This is a genomic window from Saccharothrix texasensis, assembly GCF_003752005.1.
Lineage (GTDB): Bacteria > Actinomycetota > Actinomycetes > Mycobacteriales > Pseudonocardiaceae > Actinosynnema > Actinosynnema texasense.
In genome coordinates, this window is sequence record NZ_RJKM01000001.1 from 5,138,460 (window position 1) to 5,161,527 (window position 23,068).

Here is a 23,068-nt window from a genome sequence, read left to right on the forward strand (position 1 = left end):
AGATGCCGCGCGAGAAGAAGACCCGCAATTCCAACGGTCGGTCGAGTATCTACTACAGTGAGAAAGATAAGTGCTGGCATGGCTACGTCACCGTAGGACTGAAGGACAACGGCAGGCCTGACCGTAGGCATGTTCGAGGTCAGAGTCGAACCGAAGTCACCGACAAGGTCCGGAAGCTGGAGAAGGAACGCGACGAAGGACGCGTCCGGAAGGCAGGCCAGAACTGGACCGTTGAAACCTGGCTCAAGCACTGGTTGGAGAACATCGTCGCCCCGCCGGTCGTCACCGAAAACGCCTACAGTGCGTACGACGTGGCAGTACGGGTTCATCTGGTTCCTGGCATCGGCGCTCACCGGTTGGACAAGTTGCAACCTGAACACCTCGAAAAACTCTATCGCAAGATCATGAAGCAGAAGACGAAGTTCGGACCCACCACCAGTGCGGCGACCGCGCACCAAGTCCACCGGACCATCCGGGCCGCGTTGAACGTCGCGGTGCGACGGAAGCACCTCATCGAGAACCCAGCGCTGGAGGCCAAGGCACCGAAGGTCGAGGAAGTCGAGGTCGAGCCGTACACGGTCGAGCAGGTCAAGGCGCTGCTGGAGGCAGCGCAGCAACGGCGCAACAGTGCACGGTGGGCTATCGCGTTGGCGCTTGGCCTGCGGCAGGGTGAAGCGCTCGGTCTGCGCTGGTCGGACGTGGATTTGGAGGTCGGGACACTCACGGTTCGCCGAAACAGACTGCGTCCGAAGTGGCGCCACGGGTGTGCCGAGCCGTGCGGCAGGAAGTACGGCGGGTACTGCCCGAACAGGGTGCCCGTGCGCGATGAGACGGCAGGGACGAAGTCGGCTGCGGGTAAGCGCGGGATCGGCTTGCCCGACGAGTTGGTGGAGCTGCTCAAGCTGCACCGAGGAGAGCAGGACCGGGAGCGGGACAAGGCGGCCGACCTGTGGACCGAAACCGGCTACGTGTTCACCACCCCGATCGGTGCGCCGCTCAACCCACGTTCGGACTACGACGAGTGGAAGCGACTGGTCGAGGTCGCGAAGGTGCCGGACGGTCGTCTGCACGACGCACGGCACACCGCGGCGACGGTGCTACTGCTGCTCGGAGTCGCCGAGCGGACCGTGATGGGCATCATGGGCTGGTCGAACACCGCGATGGCGGCCCGCTACCAGCACATCACGGCGGCGATCCGGCGGGACGTGGCTCAGCGGGTCGGAGGACTGCTCTGGAGAACCGCTGAGGAGTCCTGAGACCACCGACGACGGCGAGAACGGGAACGCCACCGGGGCGCCCGTACCGGCCCCGTAGAGGGCAATTGCCACCAGGAATGCCACCGAACGTCAGAGCCCCGGTTGCCGTGATCGGCAACCGGGGCTCTGAGCAGCGGTGGCGGTGGGATTTGAACCCACGGAGGCTTTCACCTCACACGCTTTCGAGGTCTGCGATCCATCGTCCGGAAGCGACCGCTTACGTCTATGTCCGCTGGTCAGAGAGCTACTGGCTACAATCCCGCGCTTCGGCGAACACCAACGGACAATGCTGAACGGGACGGCATTGAGACGACAACTGAGACGGCCGAGTCATGGCACACGGTCTCCCGCGCGGGCTTCCGATCGGCCTGGGTGCGCGGAGGCGGACCGGCACGCGGCCTCCAACCGTCGAAGAGCCACAAACCACCGGATTGTATGATACCGCCCAACCACCAATTAGGAGAGAGATGGAAACCGGAGACTGGGCACAATCCATAATTGGCGTAGTAGGGGTTCTTGCAACCCTTACGGTAGCGCGGATGGTCTACAAACTGGAAAAAAAGGATAAGGAGGCCGAGAAAGAACAGGAAGAGGTGGTCCGAAAATCCGAACAAGCCGAGAAACGTAAGCGTGAAGACGCTAGGCTCAAAGAAGAACGCGAACGGGAGAACAGGCGTGTCAGAAGAGAGAAAAACCAAGACTACTACCGAGCCGCCATTGCGGCGTTGGAGACGTTCGAAGAAGTCTTCGAGGCCGCCCAATCTCGCCCACTGACCACCAGCGACATGGTTTCGATGGAACTGGACGAGGCAATGGCACAAGTATACAAGATATCCGATCGGGTTCCGGCTTTGAATGTAGCCTTGTCGGACGTTTGGGTTAACGGCTCAGCCCTAGAACGCCACGCGTTTCCCGAAGCAGACCTTTTCTCGGGTTTCTTCATCGGGCAAAACCCAGAGACACAGGACAAGCGCGGCCATAAATTCTGGATGCTAATCCGTGAAGCATCTGTTAACGCCGCCCAACAGGTACAAATTTCCGTTAAGGGGCAGCTCAAAGTAAAGGAAGCCCGGAGTGCGGTCGAACGCGAATGGGGAGCATAGTTGAGCGGGCGAGTCACTGAACTATGCTGACAGGACTGGATTGAGACGACGACTGAGACGGCAGATTCACGGTGTGAGGTGTGCCCCGCCGTGGCAGTGATGCATCCCCTGCTGCGGACAGGCGTGACGGTTGCACCCCGGTCGCTTCCGTCACCACTAGACCAATCCTCTAAAAACATGCCGTCAGGTCACCCCGTAGCCCACCGGGTTGCCCCGTAGACAGGGGGTGAAGCGTCCCAAGCGTCCCAAGCGTCCCAGCCCTGGTCAGCCCTGGGACGCTTTGGAACCGTGGGACGCTTGAAGCGTCCCAGCCGCGTCCGTGGGACGCTTCAAGCGTCCCGGCCAATCAAAGCGTCCCAGGGCTGACCTGCGGCGGGACGCTTGGGACGCTTGGGACGCTTCACCCCCTCAATATGGTCAGACCCGATACCGGAGCCCAACGTTGCGTCAGACCAATCCTGCTCTGCGGTGTAGATCGAGCCATGCAGGTAGTGCTAGCCGTCCACCAGGTCATGTGCTGGGATACTGATCCTCAAGGCTGTTGCATCGTCGCTCGTCTTGTAACGAGGCCACCGCTGACCTTCGGGATCTTGTCGTTCCGCATCCCTCACTTCCGCGATGAGACCGTCCGTGCCCCCCGTGGCTACGATTTCGAGAATACGTTCCCAATCCGCCAACCCGAACTCATGCAAGCGAGCAGCACCGTCCGTCAACAGTAGAGCCTGCCGGAAGTTGTTAAGGGGAATTTGCCCAGTTAGGGCTTCCCGCGCGGCCTGGGGGTCTGCACCGGCAACCCAGTATCCATCGGCGGTATTCCTTATCTTGCGCTGAGCTTCGACCAACTTACTTACGTCTCGTTCGTGAGCTTCCGTACCGACTTTGGAGCGCACAGCGGCCTCATGCTGTGAGCGATTCACACGGGATACACGATCGTCTGTGTAGACATGCAAACCGTCTGAGCAGTCGAATATAATCGTAGAGTCCGCCAATACGAGCCACTCCACACTTTCGGCACCAACTCTTAGGGCGAGCACCGTAGCCGACGGCGTACCAGGATTGCCGACATCGCATGTTGACACATGCAACGCTGCAACCGATTCGATAGCAGTAGAGAGCGCCGAATCCAAGCTGGTCGAATCATCCGTCATGCCCGCTAGTAGCAGGGTTCCCAGCTTTTCCACGTACCAAGGTACGTCGTGGATGCACCCTGTCCCGAGGTCGCCAGGAGCGGTCAATCCGTCCAACACCACAGCGAGCCTATTCGTGGCGACACACCAGTCTTCATTTCTCTTGCGGGAACTTCCGGGCTTTGTACTGAATTCAGCTCGCACGCTGTTTGCCATTCTTTTTATAGATCGGAGTCGCGAGTTTGGACGTTCGAATCTTGCGCGTATCCGCATCGAACGTGCAGTGGACAATCGCGGAGAACCGTCCGTCTTTAACTTCTCTGTATAGGTCGCCAACATGTCGGTCTAGGTAGTGCACAACCCCGGCCGCACCCACAGCGTGAATACCGGCGATGTACAGGAAGTTACCCTTCCCGTCCAGTCGTGGCAACTTGCCGACGTACGCATAATCCGATGAATCGCCACCGTCCATCGGGGATCGGCAAATGTTACCGGTGTTGCGGTCAGCCAGAAACCAGCCGTGCTCATCGCGATCAAAAGCAATGTCGGAATCCGATTCGAGCACCTGTGCAATTAGCGGTGAAAGTCGCGGTCCGCAAATGACAACAAGGTCATCCCTGTTCAGATTGATCAGTCCGGGTGGCTGGATTACTTCATAGTTTAAATCGAAGTCCAGGCCGCGCGCCATTTCACGAAAAGCGTCGTATGCTTGAAAATCTTCCTGCGCGACAACCGGACCAGGGTTCTCGGCTTTCGCCTCAAGCTTCCCACCCAGCGCGACTGTCAGTGTTGCACTAGTACCGAAGAAGGCGCGCTCAATTCGCGGCCCTGTCTTCAACAGTTGCCCGATACGAGACCGCGTCAGCTTCAGGTGTTCCGCAATCTCGGTCTGGGTCATGCTCCCTTGCAGAAGCTCCTCAATCGCCTCCTTGCGCACCCGTGACACCTCTGTGACGGCCGCCTGAAGTCGACTACTCAGGTCACCTGCCTGCCGTGCTCGCCGCAACGGGTCGCTGATCGCCCGAAGCTCGCGGACTTCGTCCTCCACCTAGCACTACCTCCTACGCAAGGGGTCTTGCCCATCTTCGCAAGGGGGGGTTGACGACGCAACCGCTCCTCGCTAGCGTCTGTCGTGTCAACCCCCCCTTGCGGCCGTACCGCTAGGGGGGCTCTACAGAGAGGGAGTGGCTGTGATCAGCACGAAGGCCTACCCGGACGGCTTGACCGAAGATGCCGTTGACGCGCTGTTGTCGCAGGTGTCACGGGTGTCGCAGGAGATCGTCACATCGGCTGAGCCCACCTCGGCTCTGCTGGACGGCACGGCCCGTGAGCGGCGCAACCGCCGTATCGCCGCTCGTGCACTGCGCGGCATCACCGCCGAATTCGGTGTGACATTGGCGCAGGTGGTTGCGGAGCAGGGCAGGGCTGTGCGGTTGGTTCGCGCCGCCGCCGTTCGGCCAGCCCGGGCGGTTGAGGCGTTGGGCCAGGTCGCCTGATGGCTGGCAAGTCGTTTTCCTGGGTGCTCACCGAGTCGGTGCCGTGGGCCGAGGGCTTGCGGTTCACGCGAGGCACGCATGACGGCTTGCCGCTGCTGTCCTATGGCTGTGCCCCTCGGGACAAGCTCGCCACGCGCCGTCAGTTGCGTGCACAGGGGTTGCGTCCCGGTGGTGCCGATCCGGTCGCAGTGCTCTACGTGCGGCACCGGGCCAGCGGACGGCGCAACTTCGCGAGTCTCTACCTGGTCAGTGCCGCCAAGCCGGTCCGGCCGATGACCCCGGCCAAGCGGGCGGCGCTGGACAAGGCCAACCGCGCCCGCCGTGCCTACCGGTACGCCCGGTACCAGTCCGCCGCCTGAACCGCTCTCGCTTTCCCTCACGCACTGGACTTAGCCCAGGCCGGAGGCCTCAACTTCGGCAGAGGAAACCCGTAAGACCCCGCGCGCCGATGACGCGCGATCAGAAGAAGTAGGCCGACCCCACCACCATGAGGAGAGATCACCGATGGTACTCACCGAGAAGAAGTGCTCCGTGTGCGGGAAGTTCAGCTGGGACAGCGACTTCGGCACCTACCACGAAGAGCACGAGAACCCTCGGTCCGGCAAGACGGAGAAGTGCGACACCAACGGCGGCACTTACGTCGACGGCGTCCCGCAGTAACCGGGCGACTCAAGCAGCCCGGTACCAGACCGCCGCCTGACCTTCTCGTTCCCACATTCCCCTGCACCCGACTTGTCTTAGGAGATCTCTGTCATGCGTTGGTCCGCCAAGTCCAAGACCGCCGCCTTGACCAGCGGCAGCGTCGGCAAGTACACCCGCGCCGTCGAGCTCACCGGCCGCTGCTCGTGCGGTGACCACCTGACCGGCACCGCCACCGTGACCACCGTGTTGGGCGAGATGGGCACCGCCGTCGCCACCACCACGCACACCTGCGGCGCGAACGTCCAGCTCACCGGCAGCTACTGACAACCCCGGACCAGCGGCCAGGAACCGCCAAGAACCAACCCGCTGGTCCGGGTTCACCCACCGTCCGATCTCAAGACCGAACGGAGCCTGTTCAGTGTCCCCCACGATCGTGCTCGTTCTTCTCGCGGCTGTCGCCGCAATCCTGCTGTGGAAGGTGCTGCTGACCGCCGGGTGCATCGGCGTGGTGCAGTGGATCGCCGTGACGCACTCCGACGACGCCACCGTGCAGCTCGTCGCGTTCGCGCTGCCCGCGCTGCTGATCGCGGCCGTGCTCCACCGCGTCCGCACCTCCCGCAACGCCGTGCCCGGTCACGTCGGCACGTTCGACCGGAAGGGGTTCCGGCGATGACCAGCGCCTACCCGACCCCGGTCGACGCGCTCACCGAGCGGGTCCGCTCCCTGGCCTTGGAGCTGGGTGCGATGCCGTCCCGCAACCAGGTTATGAAGGCCTGCAAGGTGGGTGCGCCCAAGGCCAACGCCGCCTTGGACGCGCTCAAGGCCACCGGCTTCACCCCCGACACCGCCGACACCACGCCCGCTTCGGTGCACCCGGCGCAGACCCGTCACCTGCACGCGGTCGACAACCGCGCCACCGACGAACCCGCCGACGCCCCGACCGTCCAGACGGACACGGGCACCGATCAGGCCGCGCCGGTCGCCGAGCCGTCCGCCGAGGTCACCCCGGTCGCGGACCCGGAGCCGTCGCCCGACCCCGTGCCGGTCGACACCACCGCGCCGACGCCCGACGCTCCGGCGGAGAGCGGGCGCAGGCAGGGTAAGCGGTCCCGGCCGTGGGCACTGCTGCTGATCGCGGCGGGTGCGTTCGTGGCCATCTGGGGCGGCTGGGTGGGTCTGGGCAAGCTCACCGGGTTCGGTGAGATCGCGCTCTTGCCCGGTATCGCCGACGACTTCACCATCGACTCGGCGATCACCCTGCCGATCGGTGTCGAGGCCTACGCGGCGTACGCCCTGCGGGTCTGGCTGTCGGGTGCGACCCGGTCCGCTCAGGCCCGGCGGTTCGCGAAGTGGTCGACCATCGGCGCTCTCGCGCTGGGCGCGGCCGGACAGGTCGCCTACCACCTGATGACCGCAGCGGGCATGACGGCCGCGCCGTGGTGGATCACCACCTTCGTGTCCTGCCTGCCCGTGGTGGTGCTGGGCTGCGCCGCCGCCCTCACCCACCTCCTGCACGCCGACTCCGAGGAGGCGCAGCGATGAGCACCGCACTCGGTACCCCCGACCCGCACGAGCAGCCCGACAACGTCCGTCACCTGCGCCCGGTCACCGACACGGTGACGGATGCGCCCGGGAGGCAATCGTCACCAGAGGCCGCGGGGGATGCGTCACCTGCCGCGGGGCATCCGTCACTCGCGGTCGAGCCGAAGGTGTTCGACGGCCAGGTGCTGACGCCCGAGCAGTCCGCCGAAGTCGACCGGCGGCTTGCCCGTCAGGCGTTGCAGCGTTCCGCCGCCGCCGCTGGTCGGGTGGTGCGGGTCATCGCGGAGTCCGACCGGACCGCGCGGTTGAAGGCCGTGACCTCCTATCGGCTGCGCCACGCCCCGCGCGACGTGGCCACCCTGCTGGGCTACTCGGTGCGCGGGCACTGGCGGTGGGCGGTCAAGGGCTGGAACTGGCTGACCTACGCAGACCTGCGCAGCGACGTGCGCAACGCCCGACTGGCCGGTGACGCCGAAGCGCGGCGGACGGCTCAGCAGATGATCCGCGACGACGCCCGCGCCCGCTGGGCACGGCTGGCGGCCGTGGTGCGCCGCGCGGCCGTCACCGGAGCGGCGGTCGGGCCGGTCGCGGCGGTGCTGGTCACCGTGAACGCGCTGCTGGAACGGCACGAGATGTGGACGTGGCTGGCCGAGGTCTACGGCGTGCTGGACGTCATCGGCAACGTCCTGCGCTGGCTGCTCACCGTGCTGCTCGTGGCGTTCCCGGTCGGCGTGCTGGTCGCGTCGGTGTTCGAGGGCCGCGACAAGACCCCCGGCGCCGGTTTCCTGGTCCGCCCGGACCGTGACGACGCCGACTCGTGGATCGATGAGCGCATGATCACGGCCGCTCTGGCGCACCTCGGGATCGGGCCGTTGGCGAAGTTCTTCAAGGACGGCGGTCAGCTCACCTACACCGTTCCGGCCCGTGTGGACGGTGACGGCACCTACGCACAGATCAAGCTTCCGATGGGTGTCACCGCCGACATGGTGGCGGCGCAGCGCGGCAAGCTCGCCGCCAACCTGGGTAGGTCCAGCCTGGAGACGTGGCCGACCAAGGGTGATGAGGACGGCGTGTTGGACCTGTGGGTGGCCGACAAGGGCAAGCTCGCCGGTGGTGCCGGTGAGTGGCCGTTGCTGGCGGACGGGTCGGTGGACGTGTTCGAGGGTGTCCCGTTCGGACTGACGCAGCGGGGCACGGTCATCAACGCCATGCTGTTCGAGTCGAACTGGCTGATCGGCGGGCGTCCCGGTCAGGGCAAGTCGGCCGCGATGCGCACGTTGCTGCTGGGCGCGTCGCTGGACCCGACGGTCGAGTTGTGGACGTTCGTGATGGGCGAGTCTCCGGACTTCGAGCCGTTCCGGCCGCGTCTGTCCCGCTACGCCATGGGCATGGACGACACCGTGGCTGAGCAGGCGTTGCAGGCCCTGCGGGACGCGTTGGCGGAGATGGAGCGTCGCGGGAAGGTGCTGGGTGAGCAGCCCGGCAAGCCGCCCAAGACCTCCCGCAAGCTCGCCGACAAGCCGGGGTTGGGCCTGCACCTGCTCGTGCTGGCCATTGACGAGGTGCACGAGCTGTTCCAGCACAAGACCTACGGCGCGGAGGCCGCAGAGCTGGCGGTGCGCCTGATCAAGCGCGGCCGCAAGTACGGCATCGTGCTCGTGCTGGCCACCCAGTCACCGACCAAGGAGTCCATCCCGCGCGAGGTCACCCGCAACGTGTCCTGCGGTGTGGCGTTCGCGGTCGCCGACCACGTGGCTAATGACGGCCTGCTCGGCGCGGGCAAGTACAAGGCCGGTATCCGCGCCACCGACCTGCGCATGAAGACCGACCGGGGCACCTGCGTCGCCGTGGGCATCACCGACAACGTGTTCGAGCTGGTCAGGACGTTCTACGTGCCGTTCGAGGACGGCCGCGACGAGGTGACCCCGGTCATCGCCCGCGCCCTGCGGCTGATCGAGGAGACCGGACGCACCGTCGCCGACCACACCACCGACACCACGCCGGACGAGGTCGACCACCTGGCCGACATGGCCGCCGTGATCGGCGACGACAAGCGCGTCCGGACCGCCGTGCTGCTGCGGCGGCTGGTCGAGCACAACCACGGCGAGTACGGCGACTGGACGTTCCAGGACCTCAAGGCCGCCCTGGACACCGCCAGAGTGCCCGTGCGCAAGTCGGACGGCAACAGCGTCGTCCGCGCCGAGGACGTCGCCACGGCCATCACCGAACGTGACGAACCGGCGGAGTCCGACGACGACACCGGACCGGCCGTAACGGCAGGGATCTAGCCAGGGGACCGGCAGGGAGACAGGGAAGTTTCCCTACCCGCTTCCCTGCCTCCTCTCCCCTGACCTGACCAGCACAGACCGCCCGCCAGGGAAGATCAACTGCGCGTTCCGCTGACCAGCGCGAACAGCTCGGAACGAGGGTCTTCGACCCACTCATCCCCTTCCCTCCCCTGGCGCAGCGCGGCACCCAGCACGGGTGACCGTGCCGACTCCCCACACTCTCACATCGTCACTCTGAGTCACGAAAGGCTCGTTATGAGCGACCGTGTCATGCACATCGCCGGAGACCTCTCCGTTCTCGCTTTCACCGTCGGCCTGACCAACAACCCCAAGTCGCTGTGCGGGGTGCGCATCCAAGGCGCACGCGAAGGCGCGCCGCTGTGCCCTGCCTGCTTCAGGCGCTCCGGCTGGACCTACGACAAGCGCCACCGCTGACCAACGGCCACCGGCATCCACAGGAGACAGCCATGTCCTTTCAAGACACACTGTTGCGCCACGCCCTGGCCGCCGCAGCGATGGGGTTCCACGTCTTCCCGCTGCGTCCCGGCACCAAGATCCCCGCACTGCACGGCGTGAAGTCCTGCCCCCGCAACGGGGTCTGCTCCACCGGTCACGTCGGCTGGGAACAGCGCGCCACCACCGACCGCGCCGTCATCGAACGCTGCTGGTCGGCAGGGCCGTTCAACATCGGTATCGCCACCGGGCCGTCCGGGCTGCTTGTGGTCGACCTCGACACGCCGAAGTCACCCGCCGCACAGGACAAGGACGGCTGTAGTCGACAGGGGATCGAGTGGGGTCGCGACGTGCTCGCCGAGCTCTGCGTGCGCACCGGGCAGCCGGTCGAGCAGGTGTTCGACACCCGCGCCGTGGCCACCCCGCGCGGCGGTGAACACCTCTACTTCCACGCCCCGTCCGGTGTGGAGCTGCGCAACACCCAGGACGCCCTCGGACCGCTGGTCGACACCCGCGCGACCGGTGGCTACGTCGTCGGCCCCGGATCGAGGACCCCGGACGGCACCTACACGGCCACCGACGACCGCGAACCGTCCGACGCCCTGGGCTGGTTAGTCCAGGCACTGTCCCCCAAGCCGCGTACGGCCGTCTCAGCGCCCGTTGTGTTGCCCACACGGCGGCTCGACGCCTACGTGGACGCCGCAGTCCGGGCGGAGTACGACAGGGTCGCAGCGGCCCAACGAGGCAAGCACAGCAAGACCTTGTTCATCGCAGCCGTCGCGCTGGGCCGTCACGTCGGGGAGGGCAATCTCTCCTCGACTACAGCAGAACACCACCTGCTCACCGCAGCGGCCCACATGATCGGCCCCGGCTGTGACTGCACCGAAGCCAAGGTCCGCCGCACTATCAGCGACGGACTACGGGCCGGAGCCAGCACCCAACGTCCCAGCCGACCCGGTAACCCGACCGCACCGGCCACACGGGGTGCCGCATGAGCCCCCGCCCGCGTCTGCTCGACCTGTTCTGCTGTGCCGGTGGAGCGTCCGCCGGTTATCACGCGGCGGGGTTCGACGTGACCGGCGTGGACATCGCGCCGCAGCCGTACTACCCGTTCCCGTTCATCCAGGCCGACGCCCTCACCGTCGATCTGTCCGGCTATGACGTGGTGGCCGCCTCCCCGCCGTGCCAGCGCTACTCGACCGCCACCCCGACCAGTCGCCGCGACGACCACCCCGACCTTGTCGACCCCATCCGCCAACGACTTCGTGACGCGGTCGCCGATGGGCTGATCTGGGGATACGTCATCGAGAACGTCCCCGGAGCACCCCTGCACAACCCCATCACCATCTGCGGCGACACGCTGCGACTCGGCGTGCGCCGTCACCGCCTGTTCGAGTCCAACCTCGACCTGCACGGCACACGCTGCCACCACGACCGCAGCACACCCGCCGTCCCCGTCTACGGCTCCTACGGCCAACGCGGAACACGAAACCCAGCCGGCTGGGAAGCGTCACGAAACCCGGTCGACTTCGACACGGAAACGTCACCCGGCACCCCGACCGAGGCAGCCCGAGCCGCCATGGGGATCGACTGGATGCCCTGGCCCAACCTCACCCAAGCCATCCCACCCGCCTACACGTTCTGGATCGGCACTCAGCTCATCGGCCACGCCCGCCACCACAGGCCGGTGACGCAAGCGACCAGGGCGCAAACGTCACCCGCTGACGCAACACACCGGCGGGAACCGTCACCGGGTGACGCATCCCCCGCGGCAGTGACGCATCCCCCGCGGTCAACCCCCGACCAACCCGGCGAGCTCAGGGGTTCCGTCACCACTCGCACCTGCCACTGCGGCAAACCGCTCGCCCGCCCGACCACCGGCAGATGGCCACGCCACTGCTCTCACGCCTGCCGACAAGCCGCCTACCGCGCACGGACCAAGAAGGACGCCGCATGACCGCCGAAACGCCAGGTGCCGTGTTGCTCGACAAGCTTCACACCGCGTTGACCCGCTACGTTGTGCTGCCCACCCCGGCAGCCGCCGACGCCGTGGTGTTGTGGATTGCCGCCAGCCATGCTCAACCGGCCTGGGCGCACGCGCCCCGGCTGGTGATCCGAGGACCGGAGAAGCGGTGCGGCAAGTCCCGTCTGCTCGACGTGGTCGAAGCGACGTGTCACGACCCGTTCATCACGGTCAACTCGTCACCGGCGGCTGTCTACCGGTCGATCAGCGACGACCCGCCGACCATGCTGGTAGACGAGGCGGACACGATCTTCGGGCCGAAGGCCGAGGGCAACGAAGACCTGCGCGGACTGCTCAACGCCGGACACCAACGCAACCGGCCCGCCAAGCGCTACGACGCCGCCACCAACACCGTGGAATCCATCCCCACGTTCGCCATGGCCGCGCTTGCCGGAATCGGCGCGATGCCCGACACCATCGAAGACCGTGCCGTAGTCATCCGGATGCGCCGCCGCGCCCCCGGTGAGCAGGCAGCTCCCTATCGCCACCGCCGCGACCGCCCCGCGCTACGCCAGCTCGCCGAACACCTCGCGCGCTGGCTACGCGCCGACCTGCACATTCTGGAGAACGCCGAACCGACCATGCCTGTGGAAGACCGCGCCGCCGATACCTGGGAACCCCTCATCGCCGTAGCCGACCACGCCGGGGGCACCTGGCCCACCCGCGCCCGCACCGCTGTACTCGCCCTCACCGCCGAAGCCAACGACGACGGCGACGCCACCCCCGGCGTGCGGCTGCTCGCCGACTGCCGCGCCATCTTCACCGACGTCACCGCCCTGCCCACCGCCCAATTGCTCGCCCGCCTCAATGCCGACCCGGAAGCGCCCTGGCGCGCTCACGGTCCGAGCGGACTCACCGCGCACAAGCTGGGAGCGATGCTGCGGGAATACCGCATCACCTCAGCCAACATCCGATTCCCCGACGGCATCCAGGTCAAGGGCTACCACCGCGACGCGTTCGCCGACGCCTGGTCGCGCTATTGCCCCGCAGTCGACACCACCGAGGACCGGACCGACGACAAACCGGCGCGACTCAGCGTCGTGACGCCCTTGCCCACGGAATACGCCGGAGGTGCCGCGTGACCGGGAACGTGACCCCGCTCAACAACGCCGACGATCTCTTGTTGTCCATCAAAGACGCGGCGAAGCGGCTCAACATCGGCCGCACGCTCATGTACGAACTCGTCAACTCCGGCCAGATCGAATCGGTCCACATCGGCAAACTGCACCGCGTCCCCGTGGCCGCGCTGATCCGCTACGTCGAACGTCTCACCGCACAGCACACGAACAACCCGGAAGCCGCGTAGGGAGCGACAGTGGGACGCAGGTCGAACGGAGAATCCACTATCTATCCCGGCAGCGACGGCTACTGGCACGGCCGCGTCACCGTCGGCGTGAAGGACAACGGCAAACCCGACCGCCGCCACGTGCAGGCCAAGACACGACCCGAAGTCGCCGACAAGGTACGCAAGCTCGAACAGGAACGCGACGCCGGGAAGGTCCGCAAGACCGGCAAGGTGTGGACCGTCGAGCAGTGGCTACAGCACTGGCTAGACAACATCATTGCCCCACCCGTAGTTACGGAGAACGCGTTCAGCGCGTACGAAGTCGCAGTTCGCGTCCACTTGGCTCCCGGCATCGGCGCGCATCGGTTGACCAAGTTGGAACCCGAACACCTCGAAAAGCTTTACCGGAAGATGATGCGGGAAGGCGCATCGGCCGCCACAGCCCATCAAGCTCACCGCACTGTTCGAGCTGCTTTGAACGTCGCGGTTCGTCGCAGGCACATTACGGAGAATCCGGCGTTGCTCGCCCGTGCGCCGAAGATCGAGGAAACGGAGGTCGAACCGTACTCGGTCGAGCAGGTAAAGAACCTGCTGGAGACCGCGCAGCAGAAGCGCAACAGCGCCCGGTGGGCAATCGCGCTTGCCCTTGGCCTGCGGCAGGGTGAGGCACTGGGACTGCGGTGGGCTGACGTCGATTTGGAGGCTGGAACGCTGCTGGTGCGGCGCAGTCGGCTGCGCCCCCGGTGGAAGCACGGGTGCATCGAGCCATGCGGCCGGAAGTTCGGTGGGCACTGTCCGAACCGAGTGCCGTTGCGGACGGAGACAGCAGGGACGAAGTCGAAGGCCGGCAAGCGCGGAATCGGCCTACCGGACGAACTGGTGAAACTGCTAAAGCTGCACGCCGCCGAGCAGGAACGGGAACGGGTCAAGGCAGCTCAACTGTGGGTGGACAGCGGTTACGTGTTCACCACGCCGACCGGTGGACCGCTCAACCCGCGTACGGACTACACCGAGTGGAAGCGGCTGTTGGAACGCGCCAAGGTGCCGGACGGCAGGCTGCACGACGCCCGACACACCGCCGCCACGGTGCTGCTGCTGCTCGGAGTGGCCGAACGGACCGTCATGGGGATCATGGGCTGGTCGAACACAGCGATGGCCGCGCGGTACCAGCACATCACCTCAGCGATCCGCCGTGACGTGGCTCAGCGGGTCGGTGGGCTGCTCTGGAGGCCGTCCCCGACAGAAGGGGCCGGGGACGACGCAGACGCCGCCTGAACGGGCCTAGAGAGCACAACTGAGACGAAGACTGAGACGACATGGCAAAGGGCCGGGCACCTGGTGAGGTGCCCGGCCCTTTGACCTGCGGTGGCGGTGGGATTTGAACCCACGGAGGCTTTCACCTCACACGCTTTCGAGGCGTGCTCCTTCGGCCGCTCGGACACGCCACCGCCGAGAACAATACAAGACCGACCCGGGTCAGCCCAACGGGGGGTGGGCAGTGGAATCTTGGCTGGTCAGGGCGGTGCGGAGGTCAGAGGTCCGCGAAGAACGACTCCATCAGGGCGGCGCAGCGGTCGGCCAGGACGCCGCCGACCACTTCGGGGCGGTGGTTGAGGCGGCGGTCGCGGACCACGTCCCACAGGGAGCCGGCGGCGCCGGTCCGGGGTTCCCAGCAGCCGAAGACGACCCGGTCGACCCTCGCCAGGACCAGGGCGCCGGCGCACATCGTGCACGGCTCGACGGTGACCGCCAGGGTGCAGCCGGTCAGGCGCCAGCCGTCGCCGTAGGCTGCGGCGGCGGCGCGGAGGGCCAGGACCTCGGCGTGCGCGGTCGGGTCGCCCAGGGCCTCGCGGGCGTTGCAGGCGCGGGCCAGCTCGGCGCCGTCCGGGCCGTAGACGATCGCGCCGATCGGGATGTCGCCCGTCCTGGGCGCCTCGGCGGCGACCTCCAGGGCGGCTTCGACCATCGCCTCGTCGGACGCCTGGCTGATCACCCGGTCACGCCTGGAGGCTGTCCAGCAGCTTGGTGAACTCGTCGCCGAACCCGCAGCGCTGCGCGACCATCTGCAGCTGCTCGTCCGGGTACAGGTCGACCTCGTCCACGACCACCTGCATCTCGTGCTGCGGCATGCCGAGGTCGGCGAGCACGGCCAGGTCGCCCTCGGGCCAGAGCTCGTCGTCCTCCTCGTCCGGCGGGTCGACGCGGAGCAGGTCGAGGACGTCGGCGGCGATGTCGTAGTCGAGCGCGGCCGCCGCGTCGGACAGCAGGAGGGACACCCCGCCGGGCACCGGCCGCAGGACGATGAAGAACTCGTCGTCCACCGCCAGCAGCCCGAACACGGCACCCGTCGAACGCAGTTGGCGCAGTTCCGTGATCGCCGCGTCGAGCTCGGACAACGCCGAGCTGTCCATCTTGCTGCACCGCCATCGGCCGTCTTCACGAACGACCGCGACAGCGAAGCCGTTGACCGGCTCCTGGTGTGCCATGTGCACACCGTAGGGCCACACCTCGGCACCCGGTAGCACGGGGGCCTCGGCCGCGGGCACGGGGGGCCGAGCGATGCCACTATCGAGGGATGAGCACAACTCTGCCGACCGCCAGGACGACCGCCTCCGAGCCCCGGTTCACCGGGCTGGTGGAAGCCGCCCGAGCGCTCCAGCCCAGGACAGTGGCGTTGCGACGGCAGGTGCACCGGCACCCGGAGCAGGGCTTGGACCTGCCCGCGACCCAGGCCGCGATCCAGCACGCGCTGTCCGGCCTGCCGCTCGAGGTGACCACCGGCGGGTCCAGCAGCTCGGTCACCGCGGTGCTGCGCGGCGACAAGCCGGGACCGACCGTCCTGCTGCGCGGCGACATGGACGCGCTGCCGTTGCAGGAGGAGACGGGCCTGGCGTACGCCTCCGAGATCGACGGCTCCATGCACGCCTGCGGCCACGACACGCACGTCGCCATGCTGGCCTCCGCCGCACGGCTGCTCTCCTCACGCCGCGACGCGCTGGCCGGTCAGGTCGTGTTCATGTTCCAGCCCGGCGAGGAGGGCCAGCACGGCGCGCGGCACATGCTCGACGAGGGCGTGCTCGACGCGGCGGGCACACCGGTGGAGAAGGCGTTCGCCCTGCACATCACCTCCACGCTCCAGTCGGGCGTCGTCGTCTGCCGCCCCGGGCCGACGATGGCCTCGGCGGACACCTTCCACATCACCGTCAAGGGCCGGGGCGGGCACGGCGGCATGCCGCACGACGCGCTCGACCCCGTGCCGGCCGCCGCCGCCATGGTCGGCGCGCTGCAGACGATGGTCGCCAGGCGGGTGAGCGTGCACCAACCGGCCGTGGTCACCATCGGCCGCATCTCCGCCGGCACGACGACCAACATCATCCCGGAGACCGCCCTGGTCGAGGGCACCATCCGGACGCTCTCGGAGAACACCAGGGCCCTGGTGCACCGCGAGTTCCAGCAGGTCGTCACGCACGTGGCCGCCGCGCACGGCTGCACGGCCGAGGTCGAGGTCGTCCCCGGCTACCCGGTCACGGTGAACGACGACGTGGTCGGCCCGCACGTCGTCGACATCACCGGGGCGGCCCTCGGTTCGCGGTGGGCGACCCACATGGAGGACCCGCTGATGGGCGCCGAGGACTTCTCGTACGTGCTGCAGCGGGTGCCGGGTGCGATGGCCTTCCTGGGCGCCTGCCCGCGCGGGGTCGAGCTGGACCGGGCGGAGCCGAACCACTCGAGCCGGGTGCTCTTCGACGAAGCCGCGATGGAGCACGGAGTGGTGGTCTACACCGCGTTCGCGCTGGACGCCCTGCGGTAAGGCGGGCAGCGGGACTCCCTGCGGCGAGCCGAAGTCGGGATCGAGGCGGGGTCGGGGCTGTGGTGTTCATGGCCTCGACCCTGCCGTCTGGGGCGGGGTGGGGCGAGGGGTCGTCCGGGAGCTGTGGACAACTCCTGTCCTGTGGACGAGTAGGGGGGTGCCGGTCCGCGCCGGCAGGATGGGCGCCGTGCGAAGCGTCTGCGTGGTCGGGCTCGGGTTGATCGGTGGTTCGGTGTTGCGCGCGGCGGCGGCCGCGGGGCGCGTGACCTGGGGCGCGACCGCTTCGACCGCCGACGCGGAGGCGGCCGGGCAGGACGGGCACGACGTGCTCGACCTCGCCGGGGCACTCGACCGCGCGCGGGAGCACGACGCGCTCGTGGTCGTGGCGGTTCCGCTGCCGGCTGTGGAAGAAGTGCTCCGCGCCCTGCCCGAAGGCGTCCGGCTCACCGACGTGGTCAGCGTCAAGGGCCCGGTCGCCGACCTGGTCCGCCGGGTCGCGCCGCACGCCCGGTACGTCGGCGGCCACCCGATGGCGGGCACCTCCGCCTCCGGCTGGTCCGCCGGCCGCGCCGACCTCTTCCACGACGCCGCCTGGGTCGTCACCGCCGAGGACGACGCCGACCCGGACGTCCTCACCGACGTCATGGAGCTGGCCTTCGCGGCGAAGGCGCACGTCGTGCCCGCCACCGCCCTGGCGCACGACGCCGCGGTGGCCCGCATCTCCCACCTCCCGCACCTGCTCGCCGCCGTGCTGGCCAGCGTCGGCGCGGACGGCGGGCCGCTCGCGCTCTCCCTGGCCGCCGGCTCGTTCGGCGACGGCACGCGCGTCGCGGGCAGCCGGCCCGAGCTGGTCCGCGCGATGTGCGAGGGCAACCGCGGCGCGCTGCTCGACGCCGTGGACGACGCGTTGGGCCGGCTCGGCGCGGCCCGCGGCTCCCTCGCCTCCACCGGCGGCCTGGCGAAGACCATCGACGCCGGTCACGCGGCACGCGTGAAGCTTCAGGACCAGGCCGTGCGCACGGACCTGACCATCGACCTCACCGCGCCCGACGCCTTGCGCGACCTGCGCGACCTCGGTGCACGCGGGGGCCGCGTCGTCGCCCTGAACGGCACGATCGCGCTCGCACGCACCCCATAAGGTGAACCGGTGGAGCGTCGCAGCCTCATCGCCGCCCTAGGGGGTCTCGCGCTCCTCGGCGGCGCGGTGGTGGTGCTGCGCGACGAGTCCGCTCCCCCGCGTCCCCAGGCGTTCGAACGGTTCCTGGACGAGAGGGTCGAGTACGTCCCCGACACCCAGCGCGTGGCGACGCCCACCGACCTGCGGCTGACCGCGTTGGACCGCACGAGCCTGCGCGCGTCCTGGACGGCCGCCGACGGCATCGGCCACGGCGGCTTCGAGGTGCGCTGGAACGGTGAGACCCGCCTGGTCCGCGGCACCGGGACGGAGTTGACCGACCTCGACGCGAACGCCGACACCACCGTCGAGGTGCGGGCGCTGGACGCGCTGGGCGGCCGGTCCGACCCCGCCACCGCGAAGGCCGTGCCGAGGCTCGCCTACGACGACACGTGGCTCGACGGCCTGATGGTGCCCCTCGACCTGTTCGACGGCCCGGAAGCGCTCGACCCGCGCCGGTGGCGGGTGTTCGACCGGGGCGACACCGACTGCCTCCACCTGCGCCCGGTCAACGGCGAGCGGCTGGAGGTGGACTGCGACCGCGTCGACCTCCAGTCCAACGTGCCGCTGCGGTTCGGCCCGCCCGCCCCGGACGGTGCGGTCGCCCGGGTCTCGCTCACCACCGACGGTCCGGTCGGCGACCTCACGGACGAGAGCGCGGTGCTGATCGCCCTGCTGCCCGAGCCGGTGCAGGACCTGGGCCACCTGGAGGAACCGTTCCCGCCCGGTGTCCTGGTCCTGCGCATCACGCCGTTCGGCGCGCGGTTCCTGCTGGGCGGCGCCCCGCTCGGCGAGACGTCCGGCACCTACCCGCCGCCCACGTCGGGCGTCCGCCACCGCTGGGAGCTGCGCGTGCTGCCCGGCTCGGTGGTGGCGTCGCGGGACGGCGTCGACGTGGCGTCCGCGCCGGTGGAGCTGCCGTGGACGTCCGCCCGGGCGCGCTTGGCGTTCCGGCAGGCCCGGGGCACCCACCTGGACACGTTCGGGCTGGGCGGGGTGCCCGGCACGCCGGCGCCGGGGTCCGTGGCGCCGCTCGGGGTGAGCGGCACGGATTCCGGCGGGGTGTCGCTGGGCAACGTGGCGAACTCGCAGCTGGCGGGCGCGTCCTCGGTGCGCGTGGTCGCGTCCGTGGTGGCCGAACGGGCCGCGCCGATCACCGTCGAGCTGGGCACGCGGTCCGCGCCGGCCGTGTTCATGCCGCCCGACCGAGGTCTCGACCCGGCTCGCCCGGCCGTCGTCCACGCCGACTTCCCGCTGCCCTCGCCCGACTCGAACCCCCAGGTCAGGGTGAGTTCCGACGGCGGCCTCAGCGTCTACGCCGCGCACCTCGTCATCGCCGACGGGCCGGACGCGCGCCACCCGCTCCCCCGGCTCGTCACCCGCCCGCTCCCCGACCCGCGGGTGCCCTCACCAGCGGTGTCCGCGGTGCACGAGACCGCGGGGGAGCCGGCCGACCGGTTACCGGACCGGGGCAGGCTGCGGCTGACCGTCGAGCTCGCCGACACGCGGGCCCGGGAGGTCGCCGCCGTCAAAGGCGTGGAGGTCGACCTCGACGGCGAGCGGATCGCGGTCCTGCCGACGAACGGCTCGGCCGGCGGGCGGCACGGGTTCCTGGTCGACCTCGACGGGCTGGCCGGCGACCGGCACGAGCTGGACGTGCGGGTGGTCCCAGTGGACGAGCGGCACGACGTGCAGTCGTACCAGCAGCCGTTCGAGATCCGCCCGCTGTAGCCCCCGTTGGTCTCGGGTGCGCAACGACGTGGTGACCGCGGTCACCGAGCCACCTAACTTGACTCAATGGAACGTCGCCGGATCGCCCTCGTCGCCGCCGGTGTGGTGCTGTTCGCCGGGGTGATCACCGTGTTGCGGACCACCGGGGTCGGCGAACCCGTCGCCGCGACCACCACCTCCACGCCGCCTCCCACGTCGCTGGCCCCGTACGCCGCCGAAGGCGTCCTGGTGCCGACGGCCGGACCGCCCCCGGAGTCGCCGCGCGAGGTGCACGTGTCGTCCGGACCGCGCCGGTTGCAGCTGCGGTGGACCGGTGACGCGCCCGGCTACGAGGTGCGGTGGGGAGCGGTCGGCCGGCTCGACCACTCCAGGCTGGTCACCGACCGGGTGATGCAGATCGACGGGCTCGAGGACGAGCAGATGCAAGAGGTCGCGGTGTACGCCGTCGACTCCTTCGGGCAGCGCTCCTCGCCCGCGAGGTCCACCGGGACGCCGCACGCGCGACCGGCCGGCGACTACGCCCTGGAGGACCGGTTCGACCAGCCGGACGCGCCCGACCCGACCCGGTGGCGGTTGGCGTCGCGCGGCAACTGCGCGCGGGCCACGCCCGGCCAGGACGACGACGGACGGCGGCTGGTGCTCAGCAGCAACTGCGCGGCGGCTCCGGCGACGTTGCGGTCGCGCACGCCGTTCGTGCTGCGCGACGCCGACGAGCTGGGCCGGTTCGTGGTGGAGACCGACGCGCCCGGCGGTGACGGCGAGCTGGTGCTCGACCTCGTGCCGGGGCCGGTGTCGCTGGTCAGCGGCGACGCGTTGCCGCCGGACGCGGTGCGGCTGCGGGTCGCGACGAGCGCGGGCGCGACGTCCGTGCAGGTGCTCGTGGCCGCCGGGACGCCGACCACCGCGGTGCGCGCGGTGCCCGCGTTGGAGACCGGGCTGAGCCACCGGTGGGAGCTGGCGCTGCGGCGTGACGGCGTGCGGGTGCTGCTCGACGGCGACGTGGTCGCGACCAGTCCGGCGGTGCCCTCGTGGCGCGAGGCGACGGCGCTGGTGTCGGTGGCCGGGCCGACCGGGCAGCGCGCGGCGGTCAGCCTGATCGCGTTCGACGCGGCGAAGGCCGCCACGCCGCCGTGGGTGCCGGGACCGGAGGTCGAGGTGTCGGTGGCGGTCGAGGCGGCGGCGACGGAGCCGACGCGGGCGTTGCCGGGCGTGACGGGCGGGCAGCTGCGGATGGCGTTGCTGCACACCGACGCGTCACCGGAGGCGCCGTCGTTCAGCGTGTCCGCGGGCGGGGTGGTGGCGCCGCTGCGGCCCGCGTCGGCCGGTGCGCCGTGGCGGGCCGGTGTGGCGTACCCGGTGGTGGCGGACCTGCCGGCGGAGGCGTTGCGGGTCGGGGCGTCGGGCAGGCTCGCGGTCACGCTCGTGACCGGCCTGCGGGTGCAGGCCACGCACGTGGACCTGGAGCTGAGCGGGTCGTTCTCGGGCACGCCGCCGACCACGGCGAAGGCCCCGCTGATCGGGCGGGAACCGGAACTGGCGCGGGTCGACGGCCGGGTGCTCGACGCGAGCGGCCAGACCGTGCCGGAGGGCGCGGCGGTGCAGCGCGGGCGGATGGTGTTCGACCTGGCGCTCGAAGGGCGGACGGGGGTGCGGTTGGCGGGGCTGGCCGGGTTCTCCGTGCGGGTGGACGACGACCGGGTGGCCGTGGTGCCGACCGCGTCCGGCGGGCCCGGTGTCGCCGGGAAGTACCGGTTCGCGCTGAACACCACCGGCCTGTCCCCCGGTCCGCACATGATCGAGGTCCGGCTGTTCGCCACCTCCGGTGAGACCCGCCCCACCTCGGCTTACATCCCGTTCTTCGTCGGCCGGTGAGAAGATGGGGCGCATGTCGCGCCCCCTCATCCTCGACGCCGCCCGCACCCCGTTCGGCCGCTACCGAGGCGGGCTGTCCGGGGTGCGCGTGGACGACCTGGCCGCGCTGCCCATCGTGGAGCTGCTGCGCCGGCACCCCTCCCTCGACCCCGCGTCGATCGACGACGTGCTGCTGGGCAACACCAACGGCGCGGGCGAGGAGAACCGCAACATCGGCCGGATGGCCGCGCTGCTGGCCGGGCTGCCGACGTCGGTGCCGGGAGTGGCGATCAACCGGCTCTGCGCGTCGGGCGGTGAGGCGATCGTGCAGGCGGCGCGGGCGTTGGCGCTCGGTGACGCGTCGCTGCTCGTGGCCGGCGGGGTGGAGGGGATGACACGGGCCCCGTTCGTCGTGCCGCGGCCGGACAAGCCGTTCGCCGACCGGTTGGAGTCGGTGTCGACCGCGCTCGGGTGGCGGCTGGTGAACCCGCGGATGAAGGCCGAGTGGACCGTGCCGCTGGGACGTGCGGCGGAGGACGTCGCGGTGTCGCTGGGCATCACGCGGGAGCAGATGGACCTGTTCGCGCTGCGGTCGCACCGGCGGGCTTCGGCGGCCTGGGACGCGGGCGTGCACGACGGGTTCGCGTTCCCCGTGCAGCTGCGGGACGCCGCGCCGGTGCGGCGGGACGAGTCCGTGCGGCCGGAGACGTCGGCGGACAAGCTGGGGAAGCTGAAGTCGGCGTTCTCGGAGAGCGGGCCGGTGACGGCGGGCAACTCGTCGCCGTTGAACGACGGCGCGGCGGCGCTGCTGATGGGGTCCGAGGAGGTCGCGACCTCGCTGGGGGTCACACCGCTGGGTGAGTTCCTCGGCTCGGCCGTGACCGCCGAGGACCCGCAGCGGTTCACCCTGGCCCCGGTGTCGGCGATCCGGAAGCTGCTGGGTCGGTTGGCGATCGAGTCGGCGCAGGTCGACCTGTGGGAGATCAACGAGGCGTTCGCGGCGATGGCCCTGTCGGTGCTGCACCACCTGCCGGAAGTGGACCGGGAGAAGGTCAACGTGCACGGCGGCGCGATCGCGTACGGCCACCCGCTGGGCGCCTCGTTCCCGCGCGTGGTCGTGGACCTGTGCCGGCACTTGCGCGCGCGCGGGGGCGGCCTGGGCGTGGCGGCGGCCTGCGTGGGCGTGGGCCAGGGCATGGCGATCGCCGTCCGGGTGTGAGATCGCCTGATCGAGCGACAGCGCCGCTGCCGGCGGCTTGCTAGGCACGGTCACAGCCGAGGCCGCT

General features: G+C 69.2%; 24 protein-coding genes and 1 tRNA gene. 20 read left to right on the top strand and 5 right to left on the bottom strand.

What is annotated here, in order from left to right; genetic code table 11:
- Nucleotides 1–2 precede the first annotated feature (2 nt).
- Nucleotides 3–1,256 carry a tyrosine-type recombinase/integrase gene (locus tag EDD40_RS22205; RefSeq protein WP_123744645.1) on the top strand — a complete coding sequence of 418 codons (1,254 nt, stop codon included), beginning with the start codon at nt 3–5 and terminating at the stop codon, nt 1,254–1,256.
- A 539-nt stretch (nt 1,257–1,795) separates the two neighbouring features.
- Nucleotides 1,796–2,359: a hypothetical protein gene (locus EDD40_RS41105; protein ID WP_148088877.1), complete on the top strand. Its 564-nt coding sequence runs from the start codon at nt 1,796–1,798 to the stop codon at nt 2,357–2,359.
- 494 nt (nt 2,360–2,853) lie between these two features.
- Here the strand turns inward: EDD40_RS41105 and EDD40_RS41110 are convergent, their stop codons facing one another.
- Entirely contained in the window at nt 2,854–3,540 is a 687-nt protein-coding gene (locus tag EDD40_RS41110; RefSeq protein WP_148088878.1) for a hypothetical protein, read from the bottom strand.
- Between the two features lie 139 nt (nt 3,541–3,679).
- The gene (locus EDD40_RS22210; protein ID WP_123744646.1) at nt 3,680–4,534 is read right to left on the bottom strand and encodes a sigma-70 RNA polymerase sigma factor region 4 domain-containing protein; all 855 of its coding nucleotides are present in this window, start codon (nt 4,532–4,534) and stop codon (nt 3,680–3,682) included.
- Nucleotides 4,535–4,676: 142 nt separating this feature from the next.
- Here EDD40_RS22210 and EDD40_RS22215 point away from each other — a divergent pair, with 142 nt between their 5' ends.
- The 13 genes from EDD40_RS22215 to EDD40_RS22265 all read left to right on the top strand — a co-directional run bounded on the left by EDD40_RS22215 (nt 4,677) and on the right by EDD40_RS22265 (nt 14,490).
- Nucleotides 4,677–4,982, top strand: a complete 306-nt coding sequence (locus EDD40_RS22215; protein ID WP_123744647.1) for a hypothetical protein — start codon at nt 4,677–4,679, stop codon at nt 4,980–4,982.
- Complete coding sequence (locus tag EDD40_RS41115) at nt 4,982–5,341, top strand: RRQRL motif-containing zinc-binding protein (protein ID WP_148088879.1); 360 nt, start codon at nt 4,982–4,984, stop codon at nt 5,339–5,341. The genes EDD40_RS22215 and EDD40_RS41115 overlap by 1 nt, the downstream gene beginning before the upstream one ends.
- A 145-nt stretch (nt 5,342–5,486) precedes the next feature.
- A complete protein-coding gene (locus EDD40_RS41835) occupies nt 5,487–5,642 on the top strand; it encodes a hypothetical protein (RefSeq protein ID WP_170185164.1) in 156 nt (51 codons plus the stop codon).
- A 93-nt stretch (nt 5,643–5,735) separates the two neighbouring features.
- Nucleotides 5,736–5,948 carry a hypothetical protein gene (locus EDD40_RS22220; protein WP_123744648.1) on the top strand — a complete coding sequence of 71 codons (213 nt, stop codon included), beginning with the start codon at nt 5,736–5,738 and terminating at the stop codon, nt 5,946–5,948.
- A 94-nt stretch (nt 5,949–6,042) separates the two neighbouring features.
- The gene (locus EDD40_RS22225) at nt 6,043–6,297 is read left to right on the top strand and encodes a hypothetical protein (protein WP_148088880.1); all 255 of its coding nucleotides are present in this window, start codon (nt 6,043–6,045) and stop codon (nt 6,295–6,297) included.
- Nucleotides 6,294–7,166: an ABC transporter permease gene (locus tag EDD40_RS22230; protein WP_123744650.1), complete on the top strand. Its 873-nt coding sequence runs from the start codon at nt 6,294–6,296 to the stop codon at nt 7,164–7,166. The genes EDD40_RS22225 and EDD40_RS22230 overlap by 4 nt, the downstream gene beginning before the upstream one ends.
- Nucleotides 7,167–7,333: 167 nt before the next feature.
- Nucleotides 7,334–9,454 (top strand): FtsK/SpoIIIE domain-containing protein, encoded by a 2,121-nt coding sequence (locus EDD40_RS22235; protein ID WP_246037763.1) that lies wholly within the window; start codon nt 7,334–7,336, stop codon nt 9,452–9,454.
- A 255-nt stretch (nt 9,455–9,709) separates the two neighbouring features.
- Nucleotides 9,710–9,889: a hypothetical protein gene (locus tag EDD40_RS22240; protein ID WP_123744652.1), complete on the top strand. Its 180-nt coding sequence runs from the start codon at nt 9,710–9,712 to the stop codon at nt 9,887–9,889.
- Nucleotides 9,890–9,921: 32 nt separating this feature from the next.
- Nucleotides 9,922–10,902, top strand: a complete 981-nt coding sequence (locus tag EDD40_RS22245; protein ID WP_123744653.1) for a bifunctional DNA primase/polymerase — start codon at nt 9,922–9,924, stop codon at nt 10,900–10,902.
- Nucleotides 10,899–11,864, top strand: a complete 966-nt coding sequence (locus tag EDD40_RS22250) for a DNA cytosine methyltransferase (RefSeq protein ID WP_211348225.1) — start codon at nt 10,899–10,901, stop codon at nt 11,862–11,864. Before EDD40_RS22245 ends, EDD40_RS22250 begins: the two co-directional genes overlap by 4 nt.
- Entirely contained in the window at nt 11,861–13,012 is a 1,152-nt protein-coding gene (locus EDD40_RS22255) for a DUF3631 domain-containing protein (RefSeq protein ID WP_123744654.1), read from the top strand. The genes EDD40_RS22250 and EDD40_RS22255 overlap by 4 nt, the downstream gene beginning before the upstream one ends.
- Entirely contained in the window at nt 13,009–13,236 is a 228-nt protein-coding gene (locus EDD40_RS22260; RefSeq protein WP_123744655.1) for a helix-turn-helix domain-containing protein, read from the top strand. Before EDD40_RS22255 ends, EDD40_RS22260 begins: the two co-directional genes overlap by 4 nt.
- 9 nt (nt 13,237–13,245) lie before the next feature.
- Nucleotides 13,246–14,490 (top strand): tyrosine-type recombinase/integrase, encoded by a 1,245-nt coding sequence (locus EDD40_RS22265; protein WP_123744656.1) that lies wholly within the window; start codon nt 13,246–13,248, stop codon nt 14,488–14,490.
- 88 nt (nt 14,491–14,578) lie between these two features.
- Here EDD40_RS22265 and EDD40_RS22270 read toward each other — a convergent pair.
- The 3 genes from EDD40_RS22270 to EDD40_RS22280 all read right to left on the bottom strand — a co-directional run bounded on the left by EDD40_RS22270 (nt 14,579) and on the right by EDD40_RS22280 (nt 15,701).
- A tRNA-Ser gene (locus tag EDD40_RS22270) sits at nt 14,579–14,663 on the bottom strand.
- An 83-nt stretch (nt 14,664–14,746) separates the two neighbouring features.
- On the bottom strand, nt 14,747–15,181 hold the full coding sequence (locus tag EDD40_RS22275) for a nucleoside deaminase (protein WP_123748199.1): 435 nt from the start codon (nt 15,179–15,181) through the stop codon (nt 14,747–14,749).
- Between the two features lie 31 nt (nt 15,182–15,212).
- Nucleotides 15,213–15,701: a tRNA adenosine deaminase-associated protein gene (locus tag EDD40_RS22280; protein WP_123748200.1), complete on the bottom strand. Its 489-nt coding sequence runs from the start codon at nt 15,699–15,701 to the stop codon at nt 15,213–15,215.
- Between the two features lie 89 nt (nt 15,702–15,790).
- Here EDD40_RS22280 and EDD40_RS22285 point away from each other — a divergent pair, with 89 nt between their 5' ends.
- The 5 genes from EDD40_RS22285 to EDD40_RS22305 all read left to right on the top strand — a co-directional run bounded on the left by EDD40_RS22285 (nt 15,791) and on the right by EDD40_RS22305 (nt 23,001).
- Nucleotides 15,791–17,026 (top strand): M20 metallopeptidase family protein, encoded by a 1,236-nt coding sequence (locus tag EDD40_RS22285; protein WP_123744657.1) that lies wholly within the window; start codon nt 15,791–15,793, stop codon nt 17,024–17,026.
- A gap of 187 nt (nt 17,027–17,213) precedes the next feature.
- Nucleotides 17,214–18,164: a prephenate dehydrogenase gene (locus EDD40_RS22290; protein WP_123748201.1), complete on the top strand. Its 951-nt coding sequence runs from the start codon at nt 17,214–17,216 to the stop codon at nt 18,162–18,164.
- 9 nt (nt 18,165–18,173) lie between these two features.
- Nucleotides 18,174–19,931 (top strand): fibronectin type III domain-containing protein, encoded by a 1,758-nt coding sequence (locus EDD40_RS22295; RefSeq protein ID WP_123744658.1) that lies wholly within the window; start codon nt 18,174–18,176, stop codon nt 19,929–19,931.
- A 66-nt stretch (nt 19,932–19,997) separates the two neighbouring features.
- A complete protein-coding gene (locus EDD40_RS22300) occupies nt 19,998–21,803 on the top strand; it encodes a hypothetical protein (RefSeq protein WP_123744659.1) in 1,806 nt (601 codons plus the stop codon).
- 13 nt (nt 21,804–21,816) lie between these two features.
- Nucleotides 21,817–23,001 (top strand): thiolase family protein, encoded by a 1,185-nt coding sequence (locus EDD40_RS22305; protein WP_123744660.1) that lies wholly within the window; start codon nt 21,817–21,819, stop codon nt 22,999–23,001.
- Nucleotides 23,002–23,068 lie beyond the last annotated feature (67 nt).

Excerpts from the sequence above, each read along its gene's own strand:
- EDD40_RS22255 (WP_123744654.1), top strand. The coding sequence starts at position 11,861 with ATGACCGCCGAAACGCCAGGTGCCGTGTTGCTCGACAAGCTTCACACC.
- EDD40_RS22305 (WP_123744660.1), top strand. The coding sequence starts at position 21,817 with ATGTCGCGCCCCCTCATCCTCGACGCCGCCCGCACCCCGTTCGGCCGC.
- EDD40_RS22230 (WP_123744650.1), top strand. The coding sequence starts at position 6,294 with ATGACCAGCGCCTACCCGACCCCGGTCGACGCGCTCACCGAGCGGGTC.
- EDD40_RS22250 (WP_211348225.1), top strand. The coding sequence starts at position 10,899 with ATGAGCCCCCGCCCGCGTCTGCTCGACCTGTTCTGCTGTGCCGGTGGA.
- EDD40_RS22280 (WP_123748200.1), bottom strand. The coding sequence starts at position 15,701 with ATGGCACACCAGGAGCCGGTCAACGGCTTCGCTGTCGCGGTCGTTCGT.
- EDD40_RS22285 (WP_123744657.1), top strand. The coding sequence starts at position 15,791 with ATGAGCACAACTCTGCCGACCGCCAGGACGACCGCCTCCGAGCCCCGG.
- EDD40_RS22300 (WP_123744659.1), top strand. The coding sequence starts at position 19,998 with ATGGAACGTCGCCGGATCGCCCTCGTCGCCGCCGGTGTGGTGCTGTTC.
- EDD40_RS41835 (WP_170185164.1), top strand. The coding sequence starts at position 5,487 with ATGGTACTCACCGAGAAGAAGTGCTCCGTGTGCGGGAAGTTCAGCTGG.
- EDD40_RS22245 (WP_123744653.1), top strand. The coding sequence starts at position 9,922 with ATGTCCTTTCAAGACACACTGTTGCGCCACGCCCTGGCCGCCGCAGCG.
- EDD40_RS22205 (WP_123744645.1), top strand. The coding sequence starts at position 3 with ATGCCGCGCGAGAAGAAGACCCGCAATTCCAACGGTCGGTCGAGTATC.
- EDD40_RS22220 (WP_123744648.1), top strand. The coding sequence starts at position 5,736 with ATGCGTTGGTCCGCCAAGTCCAAGACCGCCGCCTTGACCAGCGGCAGC.
- EDD40_RS41115 (WP_148088879.1), top strand. The coding sequence starts at position 4,982 with ATGGCTGGCAAGTCGTTTTCCTGGGTGCTCACCGAGTCGGTGCCGTGG.
- EDD40_RS22240 (WP_123744652.1), top strand. The coding sequence starts at position 9,710 with ATGAGCGACCGTGTCATGCACATCGCCGGAGACCTCTCCGTTCTCGCT.
- EDD40_RS22275 (WP_123748199.1), bottom strand. The coding sequence starts at position 15,181 with ATGGTCGAAGCCGCCCTGGAGGTCGCCGCCGAGGCGCCCAGGACGGGC.
- EDD40_RS41105 (WP_148088877.1), top strand. The coding sequence starts at position 1,796 with ATGGTCTACAAACTGGAAAAAAAGGATAAGGAGGCCGAGAAAGAACAG.